13 protein-coding genes and 1 pseudogene are annotated in these 19,872 nt (G+C 64.8%); 11 read left to right on the top strand and 3 right to left on the bottom strand.

Annotated features, from left to right (window positions below):
- From B2D37_RS13575 to B2D37_RS13565, 3 genes are all read left to right on the top strand, one after another.
- Entirely contained in the window at positions 1-840 is an 840-nt protein-coding gene (locus B2D37_RS13575; RefSeq protein ID WP_079203184.1) for a hypothetical protein, read from the top strand.
- Positions 837-1,778 carry an ABC transporter ATP-binding protein gene (locus B2D37_RS13570; protein WP_079203183.1) on the top strand — a complete coding sequence of 314 codons (942 nt, stop codon included), beginning with the start codon at positions 837-839 and terminating at the stop codon, positions 1,776-1,778. The genes B2D37_RS13575 and B2D37_RS13570 overlap by 4 nt, the downstream gene beginning before the upstream one ends.
- Before the next feature lie 1,264 nt (positions 1,779-3,042).
- On the top strand, positions 3,043-3,576 hold the full coding sequence (locus tag B2D37_RS13565) for a transposase (RefSeq protein ID WP_079203182.1): 534 nt from the start codon (positions 3,043-3,045) through the stop codon (positions 3,574-3,576).
- Positions 3,577-3,731: 155 nt separating this feature from the next.
- Here the strand turns inward: B2D37_RS13565 and nadC are convergent, their stop codons facing one another.
- Positions 3,732-4,580 (bottom strand): carboxylating nicotinate-nucleotide diphosphorylase, encoded by an 849-nt coding sequence (gene nadC, locus B2D37_RS13560; RefSeq protein WP_079203181.1) that lies wholly within the window; start codon positions 4,578-4,580, stop codon positions 3,732-3,734.
- Positions 4,581-5,013: 433 nt separating this feature from the next.
- Here nadC and B2D37_RS13555 point away from each other — a divergent pair, with 433 nt between their 5' ends.
- From B2D37_RS13555 to B2D37_RS24185, 5 genes and pseudogenes are all read left to right on the top strand, one after another.
- Positions 5,014-7,320: a DUF1631 domain-containing protein gene (locus B2D37_RS13555; protein WP_079203180.1), complete on the top strand. Its 2,307-nt coding sequence runs from the start codon at positions 5,014-5,016 to the stop codon at positions 7,318-7,320.
- Between the two features lie 400 nt (positions 7,321-7,720).
- A complete protein-coding gene (gene ampD / locus B2D37_RS13550) occupies positions 7,721-8,284 on the top strand; it encodes a 1,6-anhydro-N-acetylmuramyl-L-alanine amidase AmpD (protein ID WP_079203179.1) in 564 nt (187 codons plus the stop codon).
- Positions 8,281-9,117: a regulatory signaling modulator protein AmpE gene (gene ampE, locus B2D37_RS13545; protein ID WP_079203178.1), complete on the top strand. Its 837-nt coding sequence runs from the start codon at positions 8,281-8,283 to the stop codon at positions 9,115-9,117. Before ampD ends, ampE begins: the two co-directional genes overlap by 4 nt.
- Before the next feature lie 532 nt (positions 9,118-9,649).
- Positions 9,650-10,792 (top strand): annotated as a pseudogene (locus tag B2D37_RS24190) (HAMP domain-containing protein); the annotation flags it as partial.
- A 141-nt stretch (positions 10,793-10,933) separates the two neighbouring features.
- Positions 10,934-11,647: a methyl-accepting chemotaxis protein gene (locus tag B2D37_RS24185; RefSeq protein WP_371915454.1), complete on the top strand. Its 714-nt coding sequence runs from the start codon at positions 10,934-10,936 to the stop codon at positions 11,645-11,647.
- Between the two features lie 473 nt (positions 11,648-12,120).
- Here the strand turns inward: B2D37_RS24185 and B2D37_RS13535 are convergent, their stop codons facing one another.
- Together B2D37_RS13535 and cra are read right to left on the bottom strand one after the other, a co-directional pair.
- Positions 12,121-12,903: a TatD family hydrolase gene (locus B2D37_RS13535; RefSeq protein ID WP_079204981.1), complete on the bottom strand. Its 783-nt coding sequence runs from the start codon at positions 12,901-12,903 to the stop codon at positions 12,121-12,123.
- 123 nt (positions 12,904-13,026) lie between these two features.
- Positions 13,027-14,022, bottom strand: a complete 996-nt coding sequence (gene cra, locus B2D37_RS13530) for a catabolite repressor/activator (RefSeq protein ID WP_079203176.1) — start codon at positions 14,020-14,022, stop codon at positions 13,027-13,029.
- Between the two features lie 167 nt (positions 14,023-14,189).
- On the opposite strand from cra, the gene ptsP reads away from it, so the two are divergent.
- From ptsP to B2D37_RS13515, 3 genes are read left to right on the top strand one after another with little or no spacing between them, the layout of a single operon-like run.
- A complete protein-coding gene (ptsP, locus tag B2D37_RS13525) occupies positions 14,190-17,066 on the top strand; it encodes a phosphoenolpyruvate--protein phosphotransferase (protein ID WP_079203175.1) in 2,877 nt (958 codons plus the stop codon).
- Positions 17,066-18,001 carry a 1-phosphofructokinase gene (pfkB, locus tag B2D37_RS13520; protein WP_079203174.1) on the top strand — a complete coding sequence of 312 codons (936 nt, stop codon included), beginning with the start codon at positions 17,066-17,068 and terminating at the stop codon, positions 17,999-18,001. Before ptsP ends, pfkB begins: the two co-directional genes overlap by 1 nt.
- 41 nt (positions 18,002-18,042) lie before the next feature.
- Entirely contained in the window at positions 18,043-19,776 is a 1,734-nt protein-coding gene (locus tag B2D37_RS13515; RefSeq protein ID WP_079203173.1) for a fructose-specific PTS transporter subunit EIIC, read from the top strand.
- Positions 19,777-19,872: the final 96 nt, after the last annotated feature.

Below are 19,872 nucleotides of genomic sequence, written 5' to 3'. Positions count from 1 at the left end.
ATGCGCGCACGCTACGCTCCCCTGTTACTGGCTCTGCTAGGCTTTGCTGCGTTTGCCGGTATCGCCTTTTGGCGCGCCCAGCAACCGTTGCCGGTTGAGCAGTCACAGGTGCAGGATCGGGTAGTAATCGCCGCGCCCATCTTGCTGGCACTGTTCGGTGGCGATCGTTTTCTCGCCGCCGATTTGGAAGCCATGCGTCTGGCCGCTACTGGCATAGAGGATGGCCGGAGCGATACCAATTATCTAGTCCGTGCCCAGCAGGTCGTCGCGCAGTTGAATGGCTGCCATGAAGATAACTATTACCTGGCAAACGGCCTGCTCACCTGGGGTGGCGCGGTCGATGAGGGTAATCAGGTGCTGCGTGCGGCGGTGCAGTGTCGTACCTGGGATTACATTCCGGCGTTTTTCTATGGCATCAACCTGGCGTTCTTTCAGCGCGACATCGCCGAGGCGCAGCGCGTACTCGAGCTGGGTGCGCAGCGCTCGCCGGAGAATGCCGCAAGCCTGCGCAAGCTGGGGGTAATGTTGCAGGCAGAAACATTTGCCGATGAGCAACTGGCCCTGGACTACCTGATTCAGCAACGCGACGCCGCCAGCGATCCCAAACTGCGCGCTATGCTCGACAAACGTGTCATCCGCCTGCAAGGCTTGGTCACTCTGCGCGAGGCGCAGCGCCGTTTCGAGGCGAAAAACGGCGCGCTGGCTAGGCTTGAACAACTGGTCGAATCCGGTTTATTGCCGGCCTTGCCGGATGACCCGCTTAGGCTTGGCTACGAGTTGCACGAAGGACGGATCATCTTGAAGAAAATGAAGATCGCCGGCATGGAGGATCAGTCGTGAGTGCTGCACTGGAGTTTCATGGCGTCAGCCACACCTATCGCGTCAAGGGCAAGGCGGTGCAGGCGCTGCGCGAGGTCAACTTTAGCCTGGCCGAGGGCGAGGTGTTCGGTTTCGTCGGGCCCAACGGTGCCGGCAAGTCGACCACCATCAAGGTCATGCTCGACATCATCAATGACTACCAGGGCCGGGTCAGTCTGTACGGCACCTGCGCGCGCCAGGCCGAGGCGCGCCAGGGCGTGGCCTATGTGCCGGAGGCCCCGGCGCTGTACGAGCAGTTCACCCCGTTGGAAATCCTGCGTATGGGCCTGTCCATGTACGGCATCCGCCGGGCGGACGAGAAGGCCTGGTGCCTGTACTGGCTGGAGCGTTTTTCCATCGGCGCGGCGGCCAACCGGCGCATCCGCGAGCTGTCCAAGGGTACGGTACAGCGCGTTGCGCTGGCCCATGCCATGGTGGTACAGCCCAAGCTGCTGGTGCTCGACGAGCCGCTGTCCGGCCTCGACCCGGTCGGGCGCAAGGATGTGGTGGATATCCTCAACGAATACAAAAACCAGGGCGGCGCGATCTTCTTCACCTCCCATGTGCTGCACGACGTCGAGCGCATCGCCGACCGCTTCGGCTTCATCAACAAGGGCGAACTGCTGACCGTGCGCTCGCCGCGCGAACTGGCGGCGGAGCGCGCCGATTACCTGTTGGTGCGCTTCAATGCCGAACACGCCATCCAGCCCGGCGCCCGCCAATTACGCGACGGCGAGTTCGAATGCGAACTGAGCCAGGTCGCGCTACCGGCCTTCATCGCCCAGCTCAACCAGGCCGGCGGCCACCTGCTAACGGTAAAACCGGCGGTATCGCTGGAAAGCGTGTTCTTCAAAATCCTCGACGACGCCGCCCGCAAACCCCAATCCGCGCCAACCCCACTGCAAAAAGTCCCGGCCTAACCCGTCCGTAGGGTGTCACTCGCCGCAGGCAGTGCACCATTGGCCGCTCGGCGCGGCACACAAGCTGGCGGGTTGTCGCTGCGCGCCGAAGCCGCCCTACGGTCTTGAGCAATCCGCCCGATCTGGGATGTTTCGCGATCTGTAGGGTGTCACTCGCCGCAGGCAGTGCACCGATGGTTGCTCGGCGCGGCAGAAAAGCTGGCGGGTTGTCGCTGCGCTCCGAAGCCGCCCTACGGTCTCGAGCAATCCGCCCGATCTGGGATGCTTCACGATCTGTAGGGTGTCACTCGCCGCAGGCAGTGCACCATTGGTTGCTCGTAGCGGCACACAAGCTGGCGGGTTGTCGCTACGCTCCGAAGCCGCCCTACGGTCTCGAGCAATCCGCCCGATCTGGGATGCTTCGCGATCTGTAGGGTGTCACTTGGCGCAGGCAGTGCACCGTGGTTGCTCGGCGCGGCAGAAAAGTTGGCGGGTTGTCGCTGCGCGCCGAAGCCGCCCTACGGTCTCGAGCAATCCGCCCGATCTGGGATGCTTCGCGATCTGTAGGGTGTCACTCGCCGCAGGCAGTGCGCCATTGGCCGCTCGGCGCGGCACAAAAGCCGGCGGGTTGTCGCTGCGCGCCGAAGCCGCCCTACGGTCTCGAGCAATCCGCCCGATCTGGGATGGTTCGCGATCTGTAGGGTGTCACTCGCCGCAGGCAGTGCACCGTGGTTGCTCGGCGCGGCAGAAAAGTTGGCGGGTTGTCGCTGCGCGCCGAAGCCGCCCTACGGTCTCGAGCAATCCGCCCGATCTGGGATGCTTCGCGATCTGTAGGGTGTCACTCGCCGCAGGCAGTGCACCATTAGTCGCTCGGCGCGGCACACAAGCTGGCGGGCTGTCGCTGCGCGCCGAAGCCGCCCTACGGTCTCGAGCAATCCGCCCGATCTGGGATGTTTCGCGATCTGTAGGGTGTCACTCGCCGCAGGCAGTGCACCGATGGTTGCTCGGCGCGGCAGAAAAGTTGGCGGGTTGTCGCTGCGCGCCGAAGCCGCCCTACGGTCTTGAGCAATCCACCCGATCTGGGATGGTTCGCGATCTGTAGGGTGTCACTCGCCGCAGGCAGTGCGGCATTGGTTGCTCGGCGCTTCGCAAAATCTGGCGGGTTGTCGCTGCGCGCCGAAGCAGCCCTGCGCTCCGGACGGACCGCCGCCCGGAGTCCCTCCGGTCCTAATCGGCACTACACTCACGCTTGCAAACGAACTTCCCAATGTCATGGATGACTGTAATGCCCGACTACCGTCGTGTCTGGTGTCCTGGTGGCACCTATTTCTTTACCCATGTCCTCGCACGTCGGCATGGCAATGATTTGCTGGTGCGGCATGTTGATCTGTTGCGCCAGGCTGTGCATAAGGTTCGCGGCGTGCATCCCTTTCATATTCACGCCTGGGTGGTGTTGCCCGATCATCTGCATTGCGTGATCGAGTTGCCGCACGGCGATAGCCGTTACGCACTGCGTTGGCGGCTGATCAAGCTGATTTTTTCCCGCAGCCTACCTCTTGCAGGTCGGCCTACTGCGATACAGGAGCGCCGCGGTGAAAAAGGCATCTGGCAGCGCCGCTATTGGGAGCACCTGATTCGTGATGAGCGCGACTTTCGCAAGCACATCGATTACGTGCACATCAATCCGCTCAAGCATGGGTTGGTTCAACACGTTGGCGAATGGCCGTATTCAACTTTTCATCGATTGGTCGCGCAGGGTATATATCCCAAGGATTGGGCGGGAGGGTCTGATACAGAGGCCTTGCCATACGACGATTGAATTGCCGAGCTGGGATGTGATGTAACCGTGGGGGGGCGCCAGAGGCAGTGCGCCGGTAGTTGACCGGCGCGGCGCAAAGGCTGGCGGGCTGTCGCTGCGCTCCGAGCGGCCGGCGTCCCGGCCGCCCTACCTCCCGTCGCCCGGCATCGTTTGGGTTATAAGCTCAGGCGCATCGACAGGTCTACTGCTTTGACATCCTTGGTCAGGGCGCCGATCGAGATGTAATCGACGCCGGTCTCGGCGATTGCGCGCAGGGTGGTTTGATTGACGCCGCCTGAGGCTTCCAGCTTGGAGCGGCCCTGGGTGATGGCAACCGCTTGGCGCATGTCGTCCAGCGACAGTTCGTCGAGCATGATGATGTCGGCGCCGGCGTCCAGGGCTTGTTGCAGTTCTTCCAGGCTTTCCACTTCGACTTCCACCGATTTGCCGGGGGCGATCTTGTGCGCGGCTTGCACGGCTTCGACTATGCCGCCGCAGGCCGCGATGTGGTTTTCCTTAATCAGGAAGGCGTCGAACAGGCCGATGCGGTGGTTGTGGCAGCCGCCGCAGGTGACGGCGTATTTCTGTGCCAAGCGCAGGCCGGGCAGGGTCTTGCGGGTGTCGAGCAGTTTGACCGCGGTGCCTTGCACCAGGTCGGCGTACTGCTGGCAGCGGGTGGCGACGGCGGACAGGGTCTGCAGGAAGTTCAGGGCACTGCGCTCGCCGCTGAGCAGGGCGCGGGCCGGACCTTCGAGATGGAACAAGGCCTGGTTGGGGCTGACGCGCTCACCGTCGCGGACCTGCCAGTGCACGGCGACGCGCGGATCGAGTCGGCGAAACACGGCATCGACCCAGGCGATGCCGCAGATCACGGCGGCTTCGCGGGTAATGATGGTGGCGTGGGCCAGACGCTCGGCAGGGATCAGTTGGGCGGTGATATCGCCGCTGCCAATATCCTCGGTCAGCGCGCGACGGACATTGGCCTCGATTTCGGCAGTCAGGTCGGCGAGGGTTAGGTTCGGCATGGTTGGCTCCACTGTCAGGGTCGGGCGATTATAGGGATTGCCGACCGCGGGTGCAGCGAGATTGCTAATCGCGGATGGGCGGAGGCTTTTGTAGGGTGCGGTTGAACGCAGCGATACCCATCGGCAATCTGCTGCAATCGCAGCCACCCTACGAGTCGCGTCGCCCGAATAAGCCTTGGCGCAATCCGCGGCGGGGTGGTTGTCTGGCTTGAATGATTGCGTTGGTCGGGTTCTGCTCGTCGTCGTCAGGCTGGTGCTTTATATCTGTGACCTGGGTCATATCCGCAGGAAAAGCCTGTTTTGGGGTGGATGCGGTATACCTATAATAACTTTATGGATGTTGACGCCATAACCTTGACGTTAGGGATGACGCTCGGTTGGTTGCTATGCAGATCGGTTGGCCCAGGCAGGGGCAGTCTGCAGGAGAGTCGCAATGAAGACTGACGCGAAAGTGGTGCACCTGAACAAGGTAGCTGCGGAGCAATCGCCCACTTCACCGGGAGGAAGACTGCCCGTGGCGCTCATTCATCTACGCGACAAGGCTGCGCTGCAGCTCAAGCACGCCTTGCAAGCGCTGTTCGACAATGCTGACGATACGCTGTTCGAGATGGCGGATCGGGCAGCCAGCAACGCCGAGCAGAACGCTTTCTTCGAGGCTATGCGCGATCTGCGTTTGAAGCGCAAGAATATCGAGCGCGGCTTCCTGCAAAAAGTCTTCGAGCCTTTCGCCACCCTCAACCAATACGAGATCGGTAAGCCGGCTATGGAGGCTGTCTCGTTCGATAGCCTGGCGTTGGTGCAGAACGATGAGCTGGAAGAGTCCGTGGCGCTGGATGCCATGGTGGCCAAGGTCATGAGCCGGGACAGCACGGGGGTCAGCCACCTGACCACGCGCCTGAATGCCCTGGTCAGCAAGAAGCTCGACGACAAGTCCAACCCGCTCGGTCCTGCGGCGCTCTGTGCGGCTTTTCTCGAGGCGTGCAGTAGCTTGGGGGTGGAGATCAAGGTCAAACTGATCATCCTCAAGTTGTTTGAAAAGTATGTGTTGGCCGATCTCGATCAGCTCTATGCCGAGGCCAATCAGTCGCTGGTCGCTGCGGGTGTGTTGCCGGAGCTGAGATCGGCGCCAGCGCGGCGTAACCCGGGTCGTTCCGGGGCAGCTGCGCGCGGCCCGGCTGAACCGGCGGGCGCCAGTGCTGGCGAGCAGGCCGGCGACGGCGTGCAGGAAGTTTTCGTGGCGCTGCAGGAGCTGCTCGGGCAGGTGCGCGGCAGTGCCATGCCGCGGCGCGAGACGCCGGCCGATGCGTCACCGATTACCAGTCACGACCTGATGCGCCTGCTCTCCCATATGCAGCAGCATGCCCCCCTTCAGGTTAGCGATGATTTCGATCTGCGTGAGCAGCTCGAACAACTGCTCAGCCGCGCCAGTGCCAGGAGCGGCAAGGCCCGAGTGGTCGGCGAGGTGGATGAGGACGTTATCAACCTGGTGTCGATGCTGTTCGAATTCATCCTCGATGACCGCACCCTGCCGGATTCGCTGAAAGCGCTGATCGCGCGCTTGCAGATTCCAATGCTCAAGGTCGCGGTGCTGGACAAGACCTTCTTCAGTCGTGGCAGTCATCCTGCGCGGCGGTTGCTCAATGAAATTGCCTCGGCCGCTCTGGGCTGGGGTGAGCAGGACGAGACACAGCGCGGCAGCCTGTATCAGAAGATCGAGCAGATGGTGCAGCGCCTACTCAACGACTTTGTCGATGACCCACTGATTTTTTCCGAACTGCTGGCGGACTTTCTCGCCTTTACCGGTAACGAGCGGCGGCGCAGTGAGCTGCTGGAGCAGCGTACTCGCGACGCGGAAGAGGGCAGCGCCAGGGCCGAACTGGCGCGGCGCCAGGTCGAGCTGGCACTGAATGAGCGGCTGCTGGGCAAGCGTCTGCCCGAAGTGGTGGTGCGCGTGCTGCAGGAGGCGTGGAGCAAGGTGTTGATGCTCACCTGTCTCAAGCACGGCGTCGACTCGCCCGAGTGGCAGATGGCGTTGGCGACCATGGATGATCTGGTCTGGAGTGCGCAACCTCACGAGGATCCGCAAGCGCGTCAACGCTTGCTCGAGCTGGTGCCGGGGCTGCTCAAGGCGCTGCGCGAAGGCATGGCCAGTGCGGCGTTCGATCCGTTCTCCACGGGTGAGTTTTTCAGTCAACTGGAAGATTTGCATGTGCAGTCTATTCAGCGATTCAAGCAAGTGGTGCCTGCGGTCGAAACGCTCCAGAGCGAAGCGCTGACAGCGCGCGGCAACGACGATCAACCGCATGACGCCGTGGCTGCGAGCGCTGACGAGCCATCCTTGCTGGAGTTGCCAGCACCGACAGAGCTGTCGGCGATGATCGAAGTAGTCGAAGAGATCGTGCTGCTGGCCCCGGGGCAAAGCAGCGCGAGCGAACCTGAAATCTGCCTGGCAGATGACGACGAAGCCCTGCTGCGAGTCGATAACCTGCGGGTAGGTAGCTGGGTAGAATTTCAGGAAGACCAGGAACACAAGCTGCGCTGCAAGCTGGCCGCGGTGATCAAGCCGGCCTGCAAGTACATCTTCGTCAACCGCACCGGCATGAAGGTCCTGGAAAAAACCCGTATGGGCCTGGCGGTCGAGTTTCGTCGCAATGCCATCCGCCTGCTCGACGATGCGCTGCTGTTCGACCGGGCGCTGGAATCGGTAATCGGTAACCTGCGCAAGCTCAAGGGCGCCTGAGTTCGCCTGGTTTCTCTCGCTTTTGTGCAGGGGCTACGGACCCAGGGGCGCGGCCGATCTGGGGCTGCCCGCGATCCGTAGGGTGTCACTCGCCGCAGGCAGTGCACCATGGGCTCATCGACGCGGCACAAAAGCTGGCGGGTTGTCGCTGCGCTCCGAAGCCGCCCTACGAGCGGGTCGCCGCTGGCCGCGCTGACAAGTTATCCATCGATCTGCGAGGCTACGGTGGCCAGCCTCGTGGTTCGGATGCAAGCCGGAGATCCTGTTGCGGGCAATGGTCGCTCCCGGATTTCATTGGCATAGGGTTCTTTCAAGCGCTCGCCAAAGGGCGCTACGCATGACCAGTGCTTGGCCCTGCTGGCCGCCTGCTCTAGAGTGGAGGCTCGTTCAAGGAGCCTTTATGCAGCCGGATCCTCGCAGTGGTTGGTACCAAGGTGTGCGCCACTGCCCGTCCCCCAATTTCAATGAGCGCCCGCAGGGTGAGGTTTCCCTGTTGGTGATCCATAACATCAGCCTGCCGCCGGGGCAGTTCGGTACCGGCAGGGTGCAGGAATTTTTCCAGAATCGCCTGATCGTCGATGAGCATCCATACTTTGCCGAGATAGCGACGTTGCGCGTGTCGGCGCATTTCCTGATCGAACGCGACGGCGCCATCACCCAGTTTGTCTCGTGCAACGAGCGCGCCTGGCATGCCGGGCAATCGTGTTTCGCCGGGCGCGACAACTGCAACGATTATTCTCTGGGAATTGAGCTGGAAGGTACTGACGAACAGGCCTTCACCGATGCGCAATATGCCGCATTGGTTGGCCTGACGGTCGAGTTGCAAAGGGCGTATCCGGCGCTCACCCTAGAGCGGATCTGCGGGCACAGCGATATCGCTCCGACCCGCAAGACTGACCCCGGCCCGGCGTTCGACTGGTCGCGCCTGCGCGCTGCACTGATGGATAGGAAGGAGAAGTCATGAGTTTTCTGGTGTTGTTGCTGGTGCTGTGGGTGGAAAAGTTCTCGGCCTGGCGCAACAAGATCCAGCAGGACGGTCCCTGGTTGCGGCTGATGGCCTGGGCGGAACGGCAAGCGAGCTTTATCGAGAGCCCGTGGTTGGCGATCGTGCTGCTGGTGGTTCTGCCGCTAGTGGTGTTGGGGCTGCTGCTGGTGCTGCTCGAGCCGCTGGCCTACGGTTGGTTGGCGTTGCCGCTGCACCTGCTGGTGCTGATCTATAGCCTTGGGCGTGGCGATTTGCAGGCGGCGCTCGGGCCGTTTCGCGACAGCTGGCGGCGCGGCGACAGCGAGGCAGCCTATCTGGTCGCCCGTCGTGACCTGGCTCTGGAGGCCGACGAAGAGGGCGCGCTGCTGCAACAGGTGCAGGGTCATTTGGTGTGGCAGGCCTATCAGAGTTTATTTGCCGTGATCTTCTGGTATGCACTGCTTGGCCCGTTGGCGGCCTTGGCTTATCGGCTGCTGGCTCTGCTGGCCGAACATGCCGAGCAGGAAGTCTTGCGCGAGCGCGCCGTGCAGCTGCGGCATGCCTTCGACTGGTTGCCGGTGCGGGTACTGGCGGCGAGTTTCGCCCTGGTCGGCAATTTCGTGGCGGTCAATCGGGTGTTGCTGCACGAATTGTTGAGCTGGGACATCAGTGCCGCACAGTTGGTGATCGATGTCGGGCGTGCGGCCTGCGAGACGCCGGCGCCGGTGATCGGCGAAGTCGGGGTGAGCAGCCTGGACAACTTGTGGCAGCTGCTGGTGCGCGCTGCCGTGCTCTGGTACAGCGTATTCGCCCTGTGGGCGCTGTTCTACTGACCATTCGCGCTCGCAGGCTTTTGTAAGATGTGATTGAGCGCAGCGATACCCATCGGCGCTCATGCGTCATCATCGGTCAATCAGTCCATATACGCATAAGCTTCGGCGCTCTCCGGGGCGCGGTTGCGCGGGCGGCAGATTTCCCGAAGTTCATCCTGATCACTGTGAGCGGTATCGCTGCGCTCAGCCTACGCGGCCCGCAGCATTCTACGGCTGCCGGTCAGCCTGCGCTCGCCGGGCAAGGCTCCCGCACCTGCTGACGGTCAAGACCTTAGGGTCGGCGGGTGTTTAACCTTAAGTTACAGAGTTTGGTGTCGATAACGGGTATACAGCCACACTGTGCTCGATCGATCAGCCAAGAGGTTGCTCTAGCGGACCTGCCGTACTGGCAACTTACGCTTTGATCGGGACGCCTCAGGTCCGGCTGCAAGGCACGCAACCATTACCGCGGTCGACCTTGATAACGCTTCATAACAATAATCAGAACAGGAGACGTCTTGTGAAGACCGTGCTGTATCCGGCCATCGCGCTAATGAATCGCCTCAGCTTTGGCATGAAATTCAGTTTGATCAGTGTCCTGTTCTTTCTGCCCATGCTGGTCACCAACTTCTATCTGGTACGCGACTCCAATCGCCAGTTCGTCAGTACCCAGGCGGCTCTGGAGAGTATTGATCTGCTCGGTCAGGCGCTGAGTTTAAGGCGCGACCTGGAGGATTTCTCCGACCTGGCGGAAATCAACGTGATGATCGGTCAGTCCGGTCAGGCCGGCGATCTCGAGAGTCGTAGCACGCGCCTGCAAGGCTCCATCGCGGAGCGCCTGCGCGGCTTGGCGCCGGTGGTGCACGAGGCCGAACAGATCGACGAATTCGCCGCCAAACGCGATGAGATGATTGCCAACCTGGCCGCTGTGCAGAGCGAGACGTCGCTGCAAGGCAAAGCGGCAATGGCCGAAAGGCTGTTGGGCCGATCGCAGGTATTTATCAAGCTGATCGCAGCTCAGGCCGGACTCAGCCAGGATCGTCAGCGCGAAGTGCGGCAGATGACCGAGCTGATCGTCGGCATCACGCCGCGGGTTGTCTCCGCATTGGGCGAAGGCCGGACGATGGGTGCTGCTTCCCTGGGGCAGGGCTTTCTCGATTCGGGCACCAGTACCAAGTTCGACGACTTATTGCTGGAGCTGGAAAAACTCCACGCCGAATATGGCTTGAATCTGCAGGAAGCCTTGAGTAGCAGCCCGGCTGCGCGTGGGGCACTGGAAGCCTTGGCCACGGCCAGCCAGGCGACCCTGAAGACCAGCGCGGTGCTGTTCGAAGACAAGGTGGTGATCGCCGATACCCTGGAAACGCCCTGGACGCAGTTCTATGAAGAAGTCGGCGCGGCCATGGGCAAGACCTATGAGCTGAACGATGCGGTGCTGGCTTTCCTCGATCAGCAACTGCAGGAGCGGCTGCAGGAAAACCGTGGGCAGATGGTCCTGTTGGTCGCGGCGCTGGTGCTGGTGTTCCTGCTGATCGGCTACCTCTATGGCGCCTTCTATGTGTCGACCCGGAGCACCTTGAAGAGCCTCGGCGAGGTCATGAATAAAGTCGCGGCCGGCGATATGACGGTCAGTTTCACGGCGCAGAGCAAGGACGAGTTGGGCGAGCTGGGGCAGGTGTTCAACGAGACCGTGCAGAAGATCCATGACCTGATCGAGCGCGTCGGCCAGACCGTGGTCGAGGTCGAGCGTCAGGCCGATAGCGTGGAGCTGGTTTCCGGCGAGAGTAACCAGGCGGTCGCCGGGCAACGCAGCCAGATCGAACTGGTGGCGACGGCGATGAACCAGATGTCCGCCACCGCCCAGGAGGTCGCGCGCAGTGCGGCCGCGGCGGTCGACAGCGCGCAGAGTGTGAACCGCGAAACCGTTAACGGCCGCGCCTTGGTCGAGTCCCAGGTGAGCAGTATTCAGCGCCTGGCCGGCGAGATCGATCAGTCGGTGGCGGTGATCAACCAATTGGCCAGCGACAGCGCCTCGATCAGTCAGGTGCTGGACGTGATCAAGGGCATCGCCGAACAGACCAACCTGCTGGCCCTCAACGCGGCTATCGAGGCGGCGCGGGCCGGCGAACAGGGCCGCGGTTTCGCCGTGGTCGCCGATGAGGTGCGCAATCTGGCCAAGCGCACCCAGCAGTCCACGGAGCAGATCGAGAGCATGATCGACAAGCTGCAGGGTGGCGTCGGTGCGGCGGTCAAGGCCATGGGCGCCAGCCATCAGATGGCCAGCGGCACGGTCAGCGAGTCGGGCAAGGTGCAACTGGCGCTGGAGAACATCCTCGGTGCGGTGGGCATGATCGTCGACCAGAGCCAGCAGATCGCCACGGCCGCCGAGCAGCAGACTGCGGTGGCGCACGATATCGACCAGAACATCGTCGAGATCAACCGCGCCGGCGAACGCACCGCCGCGGGTGCCAGCCAGACCGAATCGGCCAGCCGCGAATTGTCCGGGCTGGTGTCGCGCTTGAAGCAGTTGATCGGCGCGTTCCGCGTCTGAGTGTGCAGTAGTGCCAACAAGGCCCGCCATTTGGCGGGCCTTGTCGTTTGCGCCAGGCGCGTAGGACGACCCAGGCGGTGTGCCGTTCTGGGCGTAGGGCGGCTTCGGCGCGCAGCGACAACCCGCCAGGATGTGCGCCGCGCCGGCGAACTATGACGCACTGCCTGCGGGTAGGACGGCCCGGGCGGCGTTCCGTTCGGAGCGCAGCGACAGCCCGCCAGCTCTTGTGCCGCGCGATGAACCATCGATGCACTGTCTGTGGCGAGTGACAGCCTGCAGATTGCGAGCCATCCCAGATCGGGCGGATTGCTATGAGAAGGGCGGTCCGGGGGGCGTGCCGTTCTGGGCGTAGGGCGGCTTCGGAGCGCCGTGACAACCCGTCTGGATGTGTGCCGCGCCGAGCAACCATGGTGCACTGCCTGCGGCGAGTGGCAGCCTACTGATTGCGGGCTGGCCGGGTTACGCGGTGGTGTTCAGAGAGCCCAGCCAAACAACTGCGCGGCATTGCGGCTGCTGGCTGCGGCCAGTTGCTCTGGCTCGACATTCATCAATTGGGCCAGGCAGGCGCAGATGTCCGGCAGGTATTCCGGGCTGTTGCGCTGGTGCGGGTGCATGGCCGGGGCCATGTCCGGGGCGTCGGTTTCCAGCACTACGGCCTCCAGCGGCAGGCGCGCCAGGGTCTGCTGCAGGCGCTTGGCCTGGGGCCAGGTTGGCGCGCCGCCGAGACCCAGTTTGAAGCCCAGTTTGAGGTATTCGCGGGCTTCCTCAACGCTGCCGGCGAAGGCGTGGATGATCCCGCCGCGCTGGGGTTTGAGGCGCTTGAGGGTGGCAATGGTGGCGGCATGGGCGCGGCGCACGTGCAGCAGGGCGGGCAGCTCGAACTCCAGGGCCAGGCGCAGTTGCGCCTCGAACAGCGTTTGTTGGCGTTCGCGGTCGAGCTGTTGGAGAAAATAGTCCAGGCCGAACTCGCCCACCGCGCAGAGTTGCGGGTGGCCAGCCAGGCGCTGCAGCCAGTCGCGCAAGGCGTACAGGTGTGCGGGCTGATGGTTGTCGAGGAACACCGGGTGCAGGCCGAAGGCGGCGTACAGGCCGGCATCGGCCTGCACTAGATCCCACAGTCGCTGCCAGTTGCCCTGGTGCACGCCGAGTACCACCAGGCGCTCCACTCCGAGGGCGCGGCAGCGCGCGAGCAGCTCGGTGCGGTCGGCGTCGAAGTCGGGGAAATCGAGGTGGGTGTGGGTATCGATCAGGCGCATGGGGCAGAGCATCGATGATTTGTCGGCGATGCGCCAGTCGGCATGCCTCCTGGCCAATCTAGAAGCGGCTGGCAGGCGTGGCCGGGCGGCGTTCCGCTGCAGTCGCTGGCGGGCAATCGGTTGCTACAGCGTGCGGCGGATCTTGAGGGTGCGCGGGATGGCTTCGATACCGGGTTGGTAGTCGTTGTGCTCGATGGCGCGTAGGGCCAAAGCGAGGACGCGTTCGGCGATCTGTGCATGTTGCTGGACTATGGCGTTGACCCGCAACGGCAGAAAATCCAGTAACTGGGTGTCGCCGAAGGTGGCTATACGCAGGCTGTCGATGCCCGGCCCCGCCTGTTCCTGCAAGGCATCGAGTACCCCTTCGAGCAGGACATAGGCGGTGGTGATCAGCGCATCCGGCAGGTCGGTGGGGTTGTCCAGCAGGGCACGCATCTGCCGGTAACCACAGGCGCGGTTGAATTGTTCGGCGTGGCTGACGCTGACAGTGCCGCCGAAATCGAGCAGGGCCTGACGAAAGCCGCGTTCGCGGGCCTGGCTGATCGGCAGCTCCGGGCGCGCGCCGATCAGGGCGATATGCCGCGGTGGCGGGCTGAGCAGGCTGGCGGTGAGCAGGGCGCCGGCCTGCTGGTCGTCGCTGACCACCGAGCAGATGTGCGCGGGATCGAGGGCGCGGTCGACGGCGATTACCGGCACGCCGGCAGCCAGCAGGCGCCGATAGGCCGGGTCGTCCTGCGGCAGGCAACTGGCGACGATCAGGGCGTCGCAGCGGCGCGAACGGAACAGGTCGAGCAACTGGCGCTCGCTGCTCGGGTCGTCATCGGAGCTGGCGATCAGCAATTGATAGCCGGCGGCGCGGGCGCGCTGTTCGAGCAGCTTGGCCAGGCGCGCGTAACTGGGGTTCTCCAGGTCCGGCAGGATAAACCCCAGGCAGCGGCTCTGCCCGCGGCGCAGGCCGGCGGCTTGCTGGTCGGGGCGGTAGCCGTGGCGTTCGACCACTTCCAGCACCCGCGCCACGGTGGCGGCGCTGATCCGCCGCTTGTCGGCCTGGCCATTGATGACGTAACTGGCGGTGGTCACGGAAACCTGGGCCAGGCGGGCGATGTCACTGAGTTTCAAGGTGGAGTCCTGAGTGGGATGACGACCAGGCTTCAAGGATCGCCGATTATCAGGTAACGTGCCAGTCATTAGGTGAAACGATTCAGCAGGTCGCCAGAGCGACTATTCTTTGCGAATAGTCGGGGTTTCACCCTAGCGCCGCCGTCAGTTGCCAGAGGATGCCTTCAATGCTCGAGTTGAATGTCACGCAGATCCAGATGGGCCGCAGCGCCGCGGATAAACCGGCGGCGCTGGCGCTGCTTGCCGATCGCCTGGTTGCCGATGATTTGGTGGCACCCGGCTATCTCGCCGGCATGCAGGCGCGCGAAGCGCAGGGTTCGACCTACCTGGGGCAGGGCATCGCGATTCCCCATGGCACCCCGCAAACCCGCGATCAGGTGTATTGCACCGGCGTGCGCCTGATCCAGTTCCCCGACGGGGTGGACTGGGGCAATGGGCAGATGGTCTACCTGGCGATTGCCATCGCCGCGCGCTCGGATGAGCACCTGCGCTTGCTGCAACTGCTGACCCGCGCCTTGGGCGAAGGCGATCTCGCTCCGGCGCTGCGCGAGGCGCAGGAGCCCGAGGCGATAGTCGCGTTGCTGCAAGGTGCGCCGCAGGAACTGGCGCTGGACAGTCAACTGATCGGCCTGGGCGTGGCGGTCGAGGATTTCGACGAGTTGCTCTGGCAGGGCGCGCGGCTGCTGAAGAAGGCGGGTTGCGCCGAGTCGGGCTTCGCCAACAGCCTGGCCCAGGGCCAGCCGCTGCCGCTGGGCAATGGCTTGTGGTGGTTGCACAGCGATCAGGCGGTGCTCAGTCCCGGTCTGGCGTTCGTCACCCCGGCGCAGCCGCTCGACTATCAGGGCCAGCCATTGACCGGCCTGTTCTGCCTGGCCAGCCTGGGTGAGGCACACCGGCAATTGCTCGAACGCTTGTGCGACCTGTTGATCGAGGGCCGCGCCGCGGCCTTCAGTCAAGCGACCAGCAGTCGTAGCGTGCTCGAGGCCCTGGGCGCCGAAGTGCCCGCCGACTGGCCGATGCGGCGCGTGATCCTGGCCAATACCCATGGCCTGCATGCCCGCCCGGCCAAGGCCTTGAGCGAAATCGCCCTGGCCTTCGCCGGCGAGGTGCGGGTGCGTCTGGTTGGCGAGACGGGGCCCGGGGTGTCGGTCAAGAGCCTGAGCAAACTGCTGGCGCTGGGCGCGCGACGTGGTCAGGCGCTGGAGTTCAGCGCCGAACCGGCGATCGCCGGCGAGGTCCTGCCGGCCCTGGAAGCCGCCGTGTTGGCCGGTCTCGGCGAAAGCCTCGAGCCCTTGCCGCTGGCCGACACCCCAGTCTCGACCAGTGTTGCGCCTGTGCCCAGTATTGTGCCCAAGCTGCAAGCACCGGCTGGCGGGGCGCGACTGCAGGCAGTAGCCGCCGCGCCAGGTATCGCCATCGGCCCGGCGCTGGTGCGGGAGCCGCCGGTGCTGGATTACCCGCAGCAAGGCCAGGGTGCGGCCCTGGAGCAGCAGCGCTTGAGCGCGGCGCTGGAGCAGGTCGGCGCCGACATCCAGCGCTTGGTCGAGGCCACGGCCGAGGCCAATATCCGCGAAATATTCATCACCCACCAGGCGATGCTGCGTGACCCGGCCCTGGCCGAGGACGTGACGGCGCGCCTGAGCGCTGGGCTCAGCGCCGAGGCGGCCTGGGCTGGCGAGATCGAGGCGGCGGCGAGCCAGCAGGAGGCCTTGCATGATGCGCTGTTGGCCGAGCGCGCCGCCGATCTGCGGGATATCGGCCGCCGCGTGCTGGCTACGTTGCGTGGCGTCGAGGCGCTGCACGAGCCGGACGAACCCTACATTCTGGTGATGGACGAAGTGGCGCCTTCGGATGTCGCCAGCCTCAACCGGCAACGCGTCGCCGGCATCCTTACCGCGCGTGGCGGCGCCACCGCGCACAGTGCGATCATCGCCCGCACGCTGGGCATCCCGGCGGTGGTGGGTGCCGGCGAGGCGGTCCTGGCGTTGGCCCAGGGCACTGTGTTGTTGCTCGATGGCGATCACGGCCTGCTCCGCGTGGCGCCCGATCAGCAGACCCTGGCGCAGGCGTTGCGCCAGCGCGAGGCCAGTGAAGCCCGCCGCGCGCGCGCCCATGCCGAGCGCATGCAGCCAGCGGTGACCCGCGACGGTCATCGCCTGGAAGTGGCGGCCAATATCGGCGCCAGCGGTGAAACCGCTACGGCGGTCGAACTGGGTGGCGAAGCGGTCGGGCTGTTGCGCACCGAGCTGGTGTTCATGGATCACGCCGAGGCGCCGACCCAGGCGACCCAGGAGGCCGAGTACCGGCGCGTGCTCGATGCCCTCGACGGGCGACCGCTGGTGGTGCGCACCCTGGATGTTGGGGGCGACAAGCCGCTGCCTTATTGGCCGATGCCGGCGGAAGTGAATCCGTTTCTCGGCGTGCGTGGCATTCGTCTCAGCCTGCAGCGCCCGGAGATCCTGGAAACCCAGTTGCGCGCCTTGCTCGCCGCGGCCGATGGGCGGCCGCTGCGGATCATGTTCCCGATGGTCTGCTGCGTCGAGGAATGGCGCAGCGCGCGTGACATGGCGCTGCGCTTGCGCGAAGAGATGCCGCTGGCCGACCTGCAACTGGGGATCATGGTCGAAGTGCCTTCGGCGGCGCTGCTGGCCCCGGTGCTGGCGCGCGAGGTGGACTTCTTCAGCATCGGCACCAATGACCTGACCCAGTACACCCTGGCCATCGACCGCGACCACCCGACCCTGTCGGCCCAGGCCGATGGCCTGCATCCGGCGGTGCTGCGCCTGATCGCCATGACCGTCGAGGCCGCCCACGGCCAGGGCAAGTGGGTCGGGGTGTGCGGCGAACTGGCGTGCGACATGCTTGCGGTGCCCCTGCTGGTCGGCCTGGGGGTGGACGAATTGAGCGTCTCGGCGCGCAGCATCGCCCTGGTCAAGGCGCGGGTGCGCGAGCTGGATTTCAGTCAGAGCCAGTTGCTGGCCCAGCAGGCGCTCGGTCTGGACAGCGCCGCGGCAGTGCGCGCCCTGGTCGAGGAGCTTGGCTGATGGCACGTATTCTGAGCCTGACCCTGAATCCGGCGCTGGACCTGACCGTGTCCCTCGAAGCGCTGCACCCCGGCGCCGTCAATCGCAGCCTGGGCTTGCACGCTCACGCCGCCGGCAAGGGCCTGAACGTGGCCCAGGTGCTGGCCGACCTGGGCCACAAGGTCACGGTCAGTGGTTTTCTCGGGCTGGCCAACGCCACGCCCTTCGAGGCCCTGTTCGCTCGGCGCGGTTTCGTCGACGCCTTCGTCCGCGTGCCCGGCGAAACCCGTAGCAATATCAAATTGGCTGAGCGCAGCGGGCGGATCACCGACCTCAATGGTCCGGGACCGCAGGTCGAGGCGGCGCACCAGGCCGAGTTGCTCGAGGCGCTGGAACTGATGGTTGCCGGCCACGACGCCATCGTGGTCGCCGGCAGCCTACCGCAGGGCGTCAGCCCCGAATGGTTCACCAGCCTGCTGCGCCGGCTGCAGGCGTTTGGCCTGCCGCTGGCGCTGGATAGCAGTGGCGCTGCGTTGCGCGCCGGGCTTGGCGTGGCGCCCTGGTTGATCAAACCCAACGAGGAGGAGCTGGCCGAGGCCTGCGCTTTGCCGACGTCCTCGGCGGCCGATTTGCGGGCCGCTGCGCTGCGCCTGCGCACCTCGGGTGTGGAGCATGTGCTGCTGTCGCGCGGTGCCGAGGGCGTCTACTGGTTCGGCCCGGACATTGCGCTGCAGGCGCGGCCGCCGCGGGTCGAGGTGGTCAGCACGGTGGGCGCCGGCGACTCGCTGCTGGCCGCCACGCTGCACGGCCTGCTGATGGGCTGGCCGGCCGAACGCACGTTGCGTCTGGCCACCGCGATTGCCGCCCAGGCGGTCACCCAGCTCGGTTTCGGCATTCACGACCGGGAACAACTGGCGCGCCTGGAAGCGGGCGTGACTGTCGCGGCCCTGGATTAAAAGTCGCGTCCCTGGATTAAAACAATAATGAGGTCATTGCCATGAATCTGCTGATCGTCACCGCCTGCCCCAATGGCATGGTCACCAGCGTGCTCTGCTCGCGTTTACTGGAAGCCGCCGCCCAACGTTTGGATTGGTCGAGCCGGGTCGAGGTCCACGACCCCAAGGCAATAGGCTCGCCGCTGAGCGACGCGGATATCGCCGCCGCCGAACTGGTGGTGGTGGTCAAGACCGGCGACTTGTCGCTGCAACGCTTTGTCGGCAAACGCCTGGTGCAATCCACGCCGGCCGAAGCGCTGGTCGATCCGCAGCAGTTCCTGCTCGCCGCCGCCGAGCACGCCGAAATCCTGCAGCAAGCTGCGCCAGCGCTCGCCGAGGCGACTGCCCGGCCACGCCTGGTCGCGGTGACCGCCTGCCCGACCGGGGTAGCGCACACCTTCATGGCCGCCGAGGCCCTGCAACAGGCGGCCGAGCAGCTTGGCTACCCGCTGCAGGTGGAGACCCGCGGCTCGGTGGGCGCGCGCAACGTGCTGGATGACGCCGCCATCGCCGCTGCCGATGTGGTCCTGCTGGCCACCGATATCGAGGTGGAAACCGCCCGCTTCGCCGGCAAGAAGGTCTTTCGCTGCGGCACCGGGGTGGCCCTCAAGCAGCCCCGACAGACCCTCGAACGGGCCCTGCTCGAGGCGCAGCCCCTGGCCGCTGGCGGCAAAGCAGAAGCCGCGCAGTCCGGCCCCGCGGCACAGGGCGGGGCGTACAAACATCTGCTCGCCGGGGTGTCCTTCATGTTGCCGATGGTGGTGGCCGGCGGCCTGATGATCGCCCTGTCGTTCGTCTTTGGCATCGAGGCGTTCAAGCAGGAGGGCAGCCTGGCCGCCGCGCTGATGCAGATCGGTGGCGAGGCCGCGTTCAAATTGATGGTGCCGGTGCTGGCCGGTTACATCGCCTATTCGATCGCCGACCGTCCGGGCCTGGCGCCGGGGATGATCGGCGGTCTGCTCGCCAGCTCGCTCGGTGCGGGCTTTATCGGCGGCATCATCGCCGGCTTTCTCGCCGGCTATGCGGCCAAGGCCATCGCCCGCTGGGTGCAGCTCCCGGCCAGCGTCGAGGCGCTGAAACCGATCCTGATCATCCCGCTGCTGGCCAGCCTGTTCACCGGCCTGGTGATGATCTATGTGGTTGGCAAACCGGTGGCTGGCCTGTTGCTCGGGCTCACCGCGTTCCTCGACAGCATGGGCAGCACCAACGCCATCCTGCTCGGCCTGCTGCTCGGCGGCATGATGTGCGTCGACCTTGGCGGGCCGATCAACAAGGCCGCCTACGCCTTCTCCGTCGGCCTGCTGGCCTCGCAAAGCTACGCGCCCATGGCCGCGGTGATGGCCGCCGGCATGGTGCCGCCGATCGGCATGGCCATCGCCACTTTTATCGCCCGGCGCAAGTTCGCCCAGAGCGAGCGCGAGGCCGGCAAGGCGGCGGGGGTGCTGGGGCTGTGCTTTATTTCCGAAGGGGCGATTCCTTTCGCGGCCAAGGACCCATTCCGGGTGATTCCGGCGAGCATCGCCGGTGGCGCCCTGACCGGCGCGCTGTCGATGTACTTCGGCTGCAAACTGATGGCGCCGCACGGCGGCCTGTTCGTGCTGCTGATCCCCAATGCGATCAACCATGCGGCGCTGTACCTGCTGGCGATAGTCGCCGGCAGCCTGCTGACCGGGGTGGTGTATGCGCTGATCAAGCGGGGCGAGGCGCAGCCGCTGGTCGTCGATGCGCTAGCCTGAGGGGAGCGGTAGCAGGGCTGAACCAAGGTCCTGCAGCCGTAGCCACAGCTAGCAGGCCGCAATGGTGTCGCGCCAGGTGCGCCAGCGCTGCGTACG

It is taken from the genome of Pseudomonas sp. CC6-YY-74, from assembly GCF_002025205.1.
In the GTDB taxonomy this organism is placed as follows: Bacteria; Pseudomonadota; Gammaproteobacteria; order Pseudomonadales; family Pseudomonadaceae; genus Aquipseudomonas; species Aquipseudomonas paeninsulae.
Note: the sequence above shows the minus strand (reverse complement) of the source record. Positions and strands in the feature narration are given on the sequence as shown.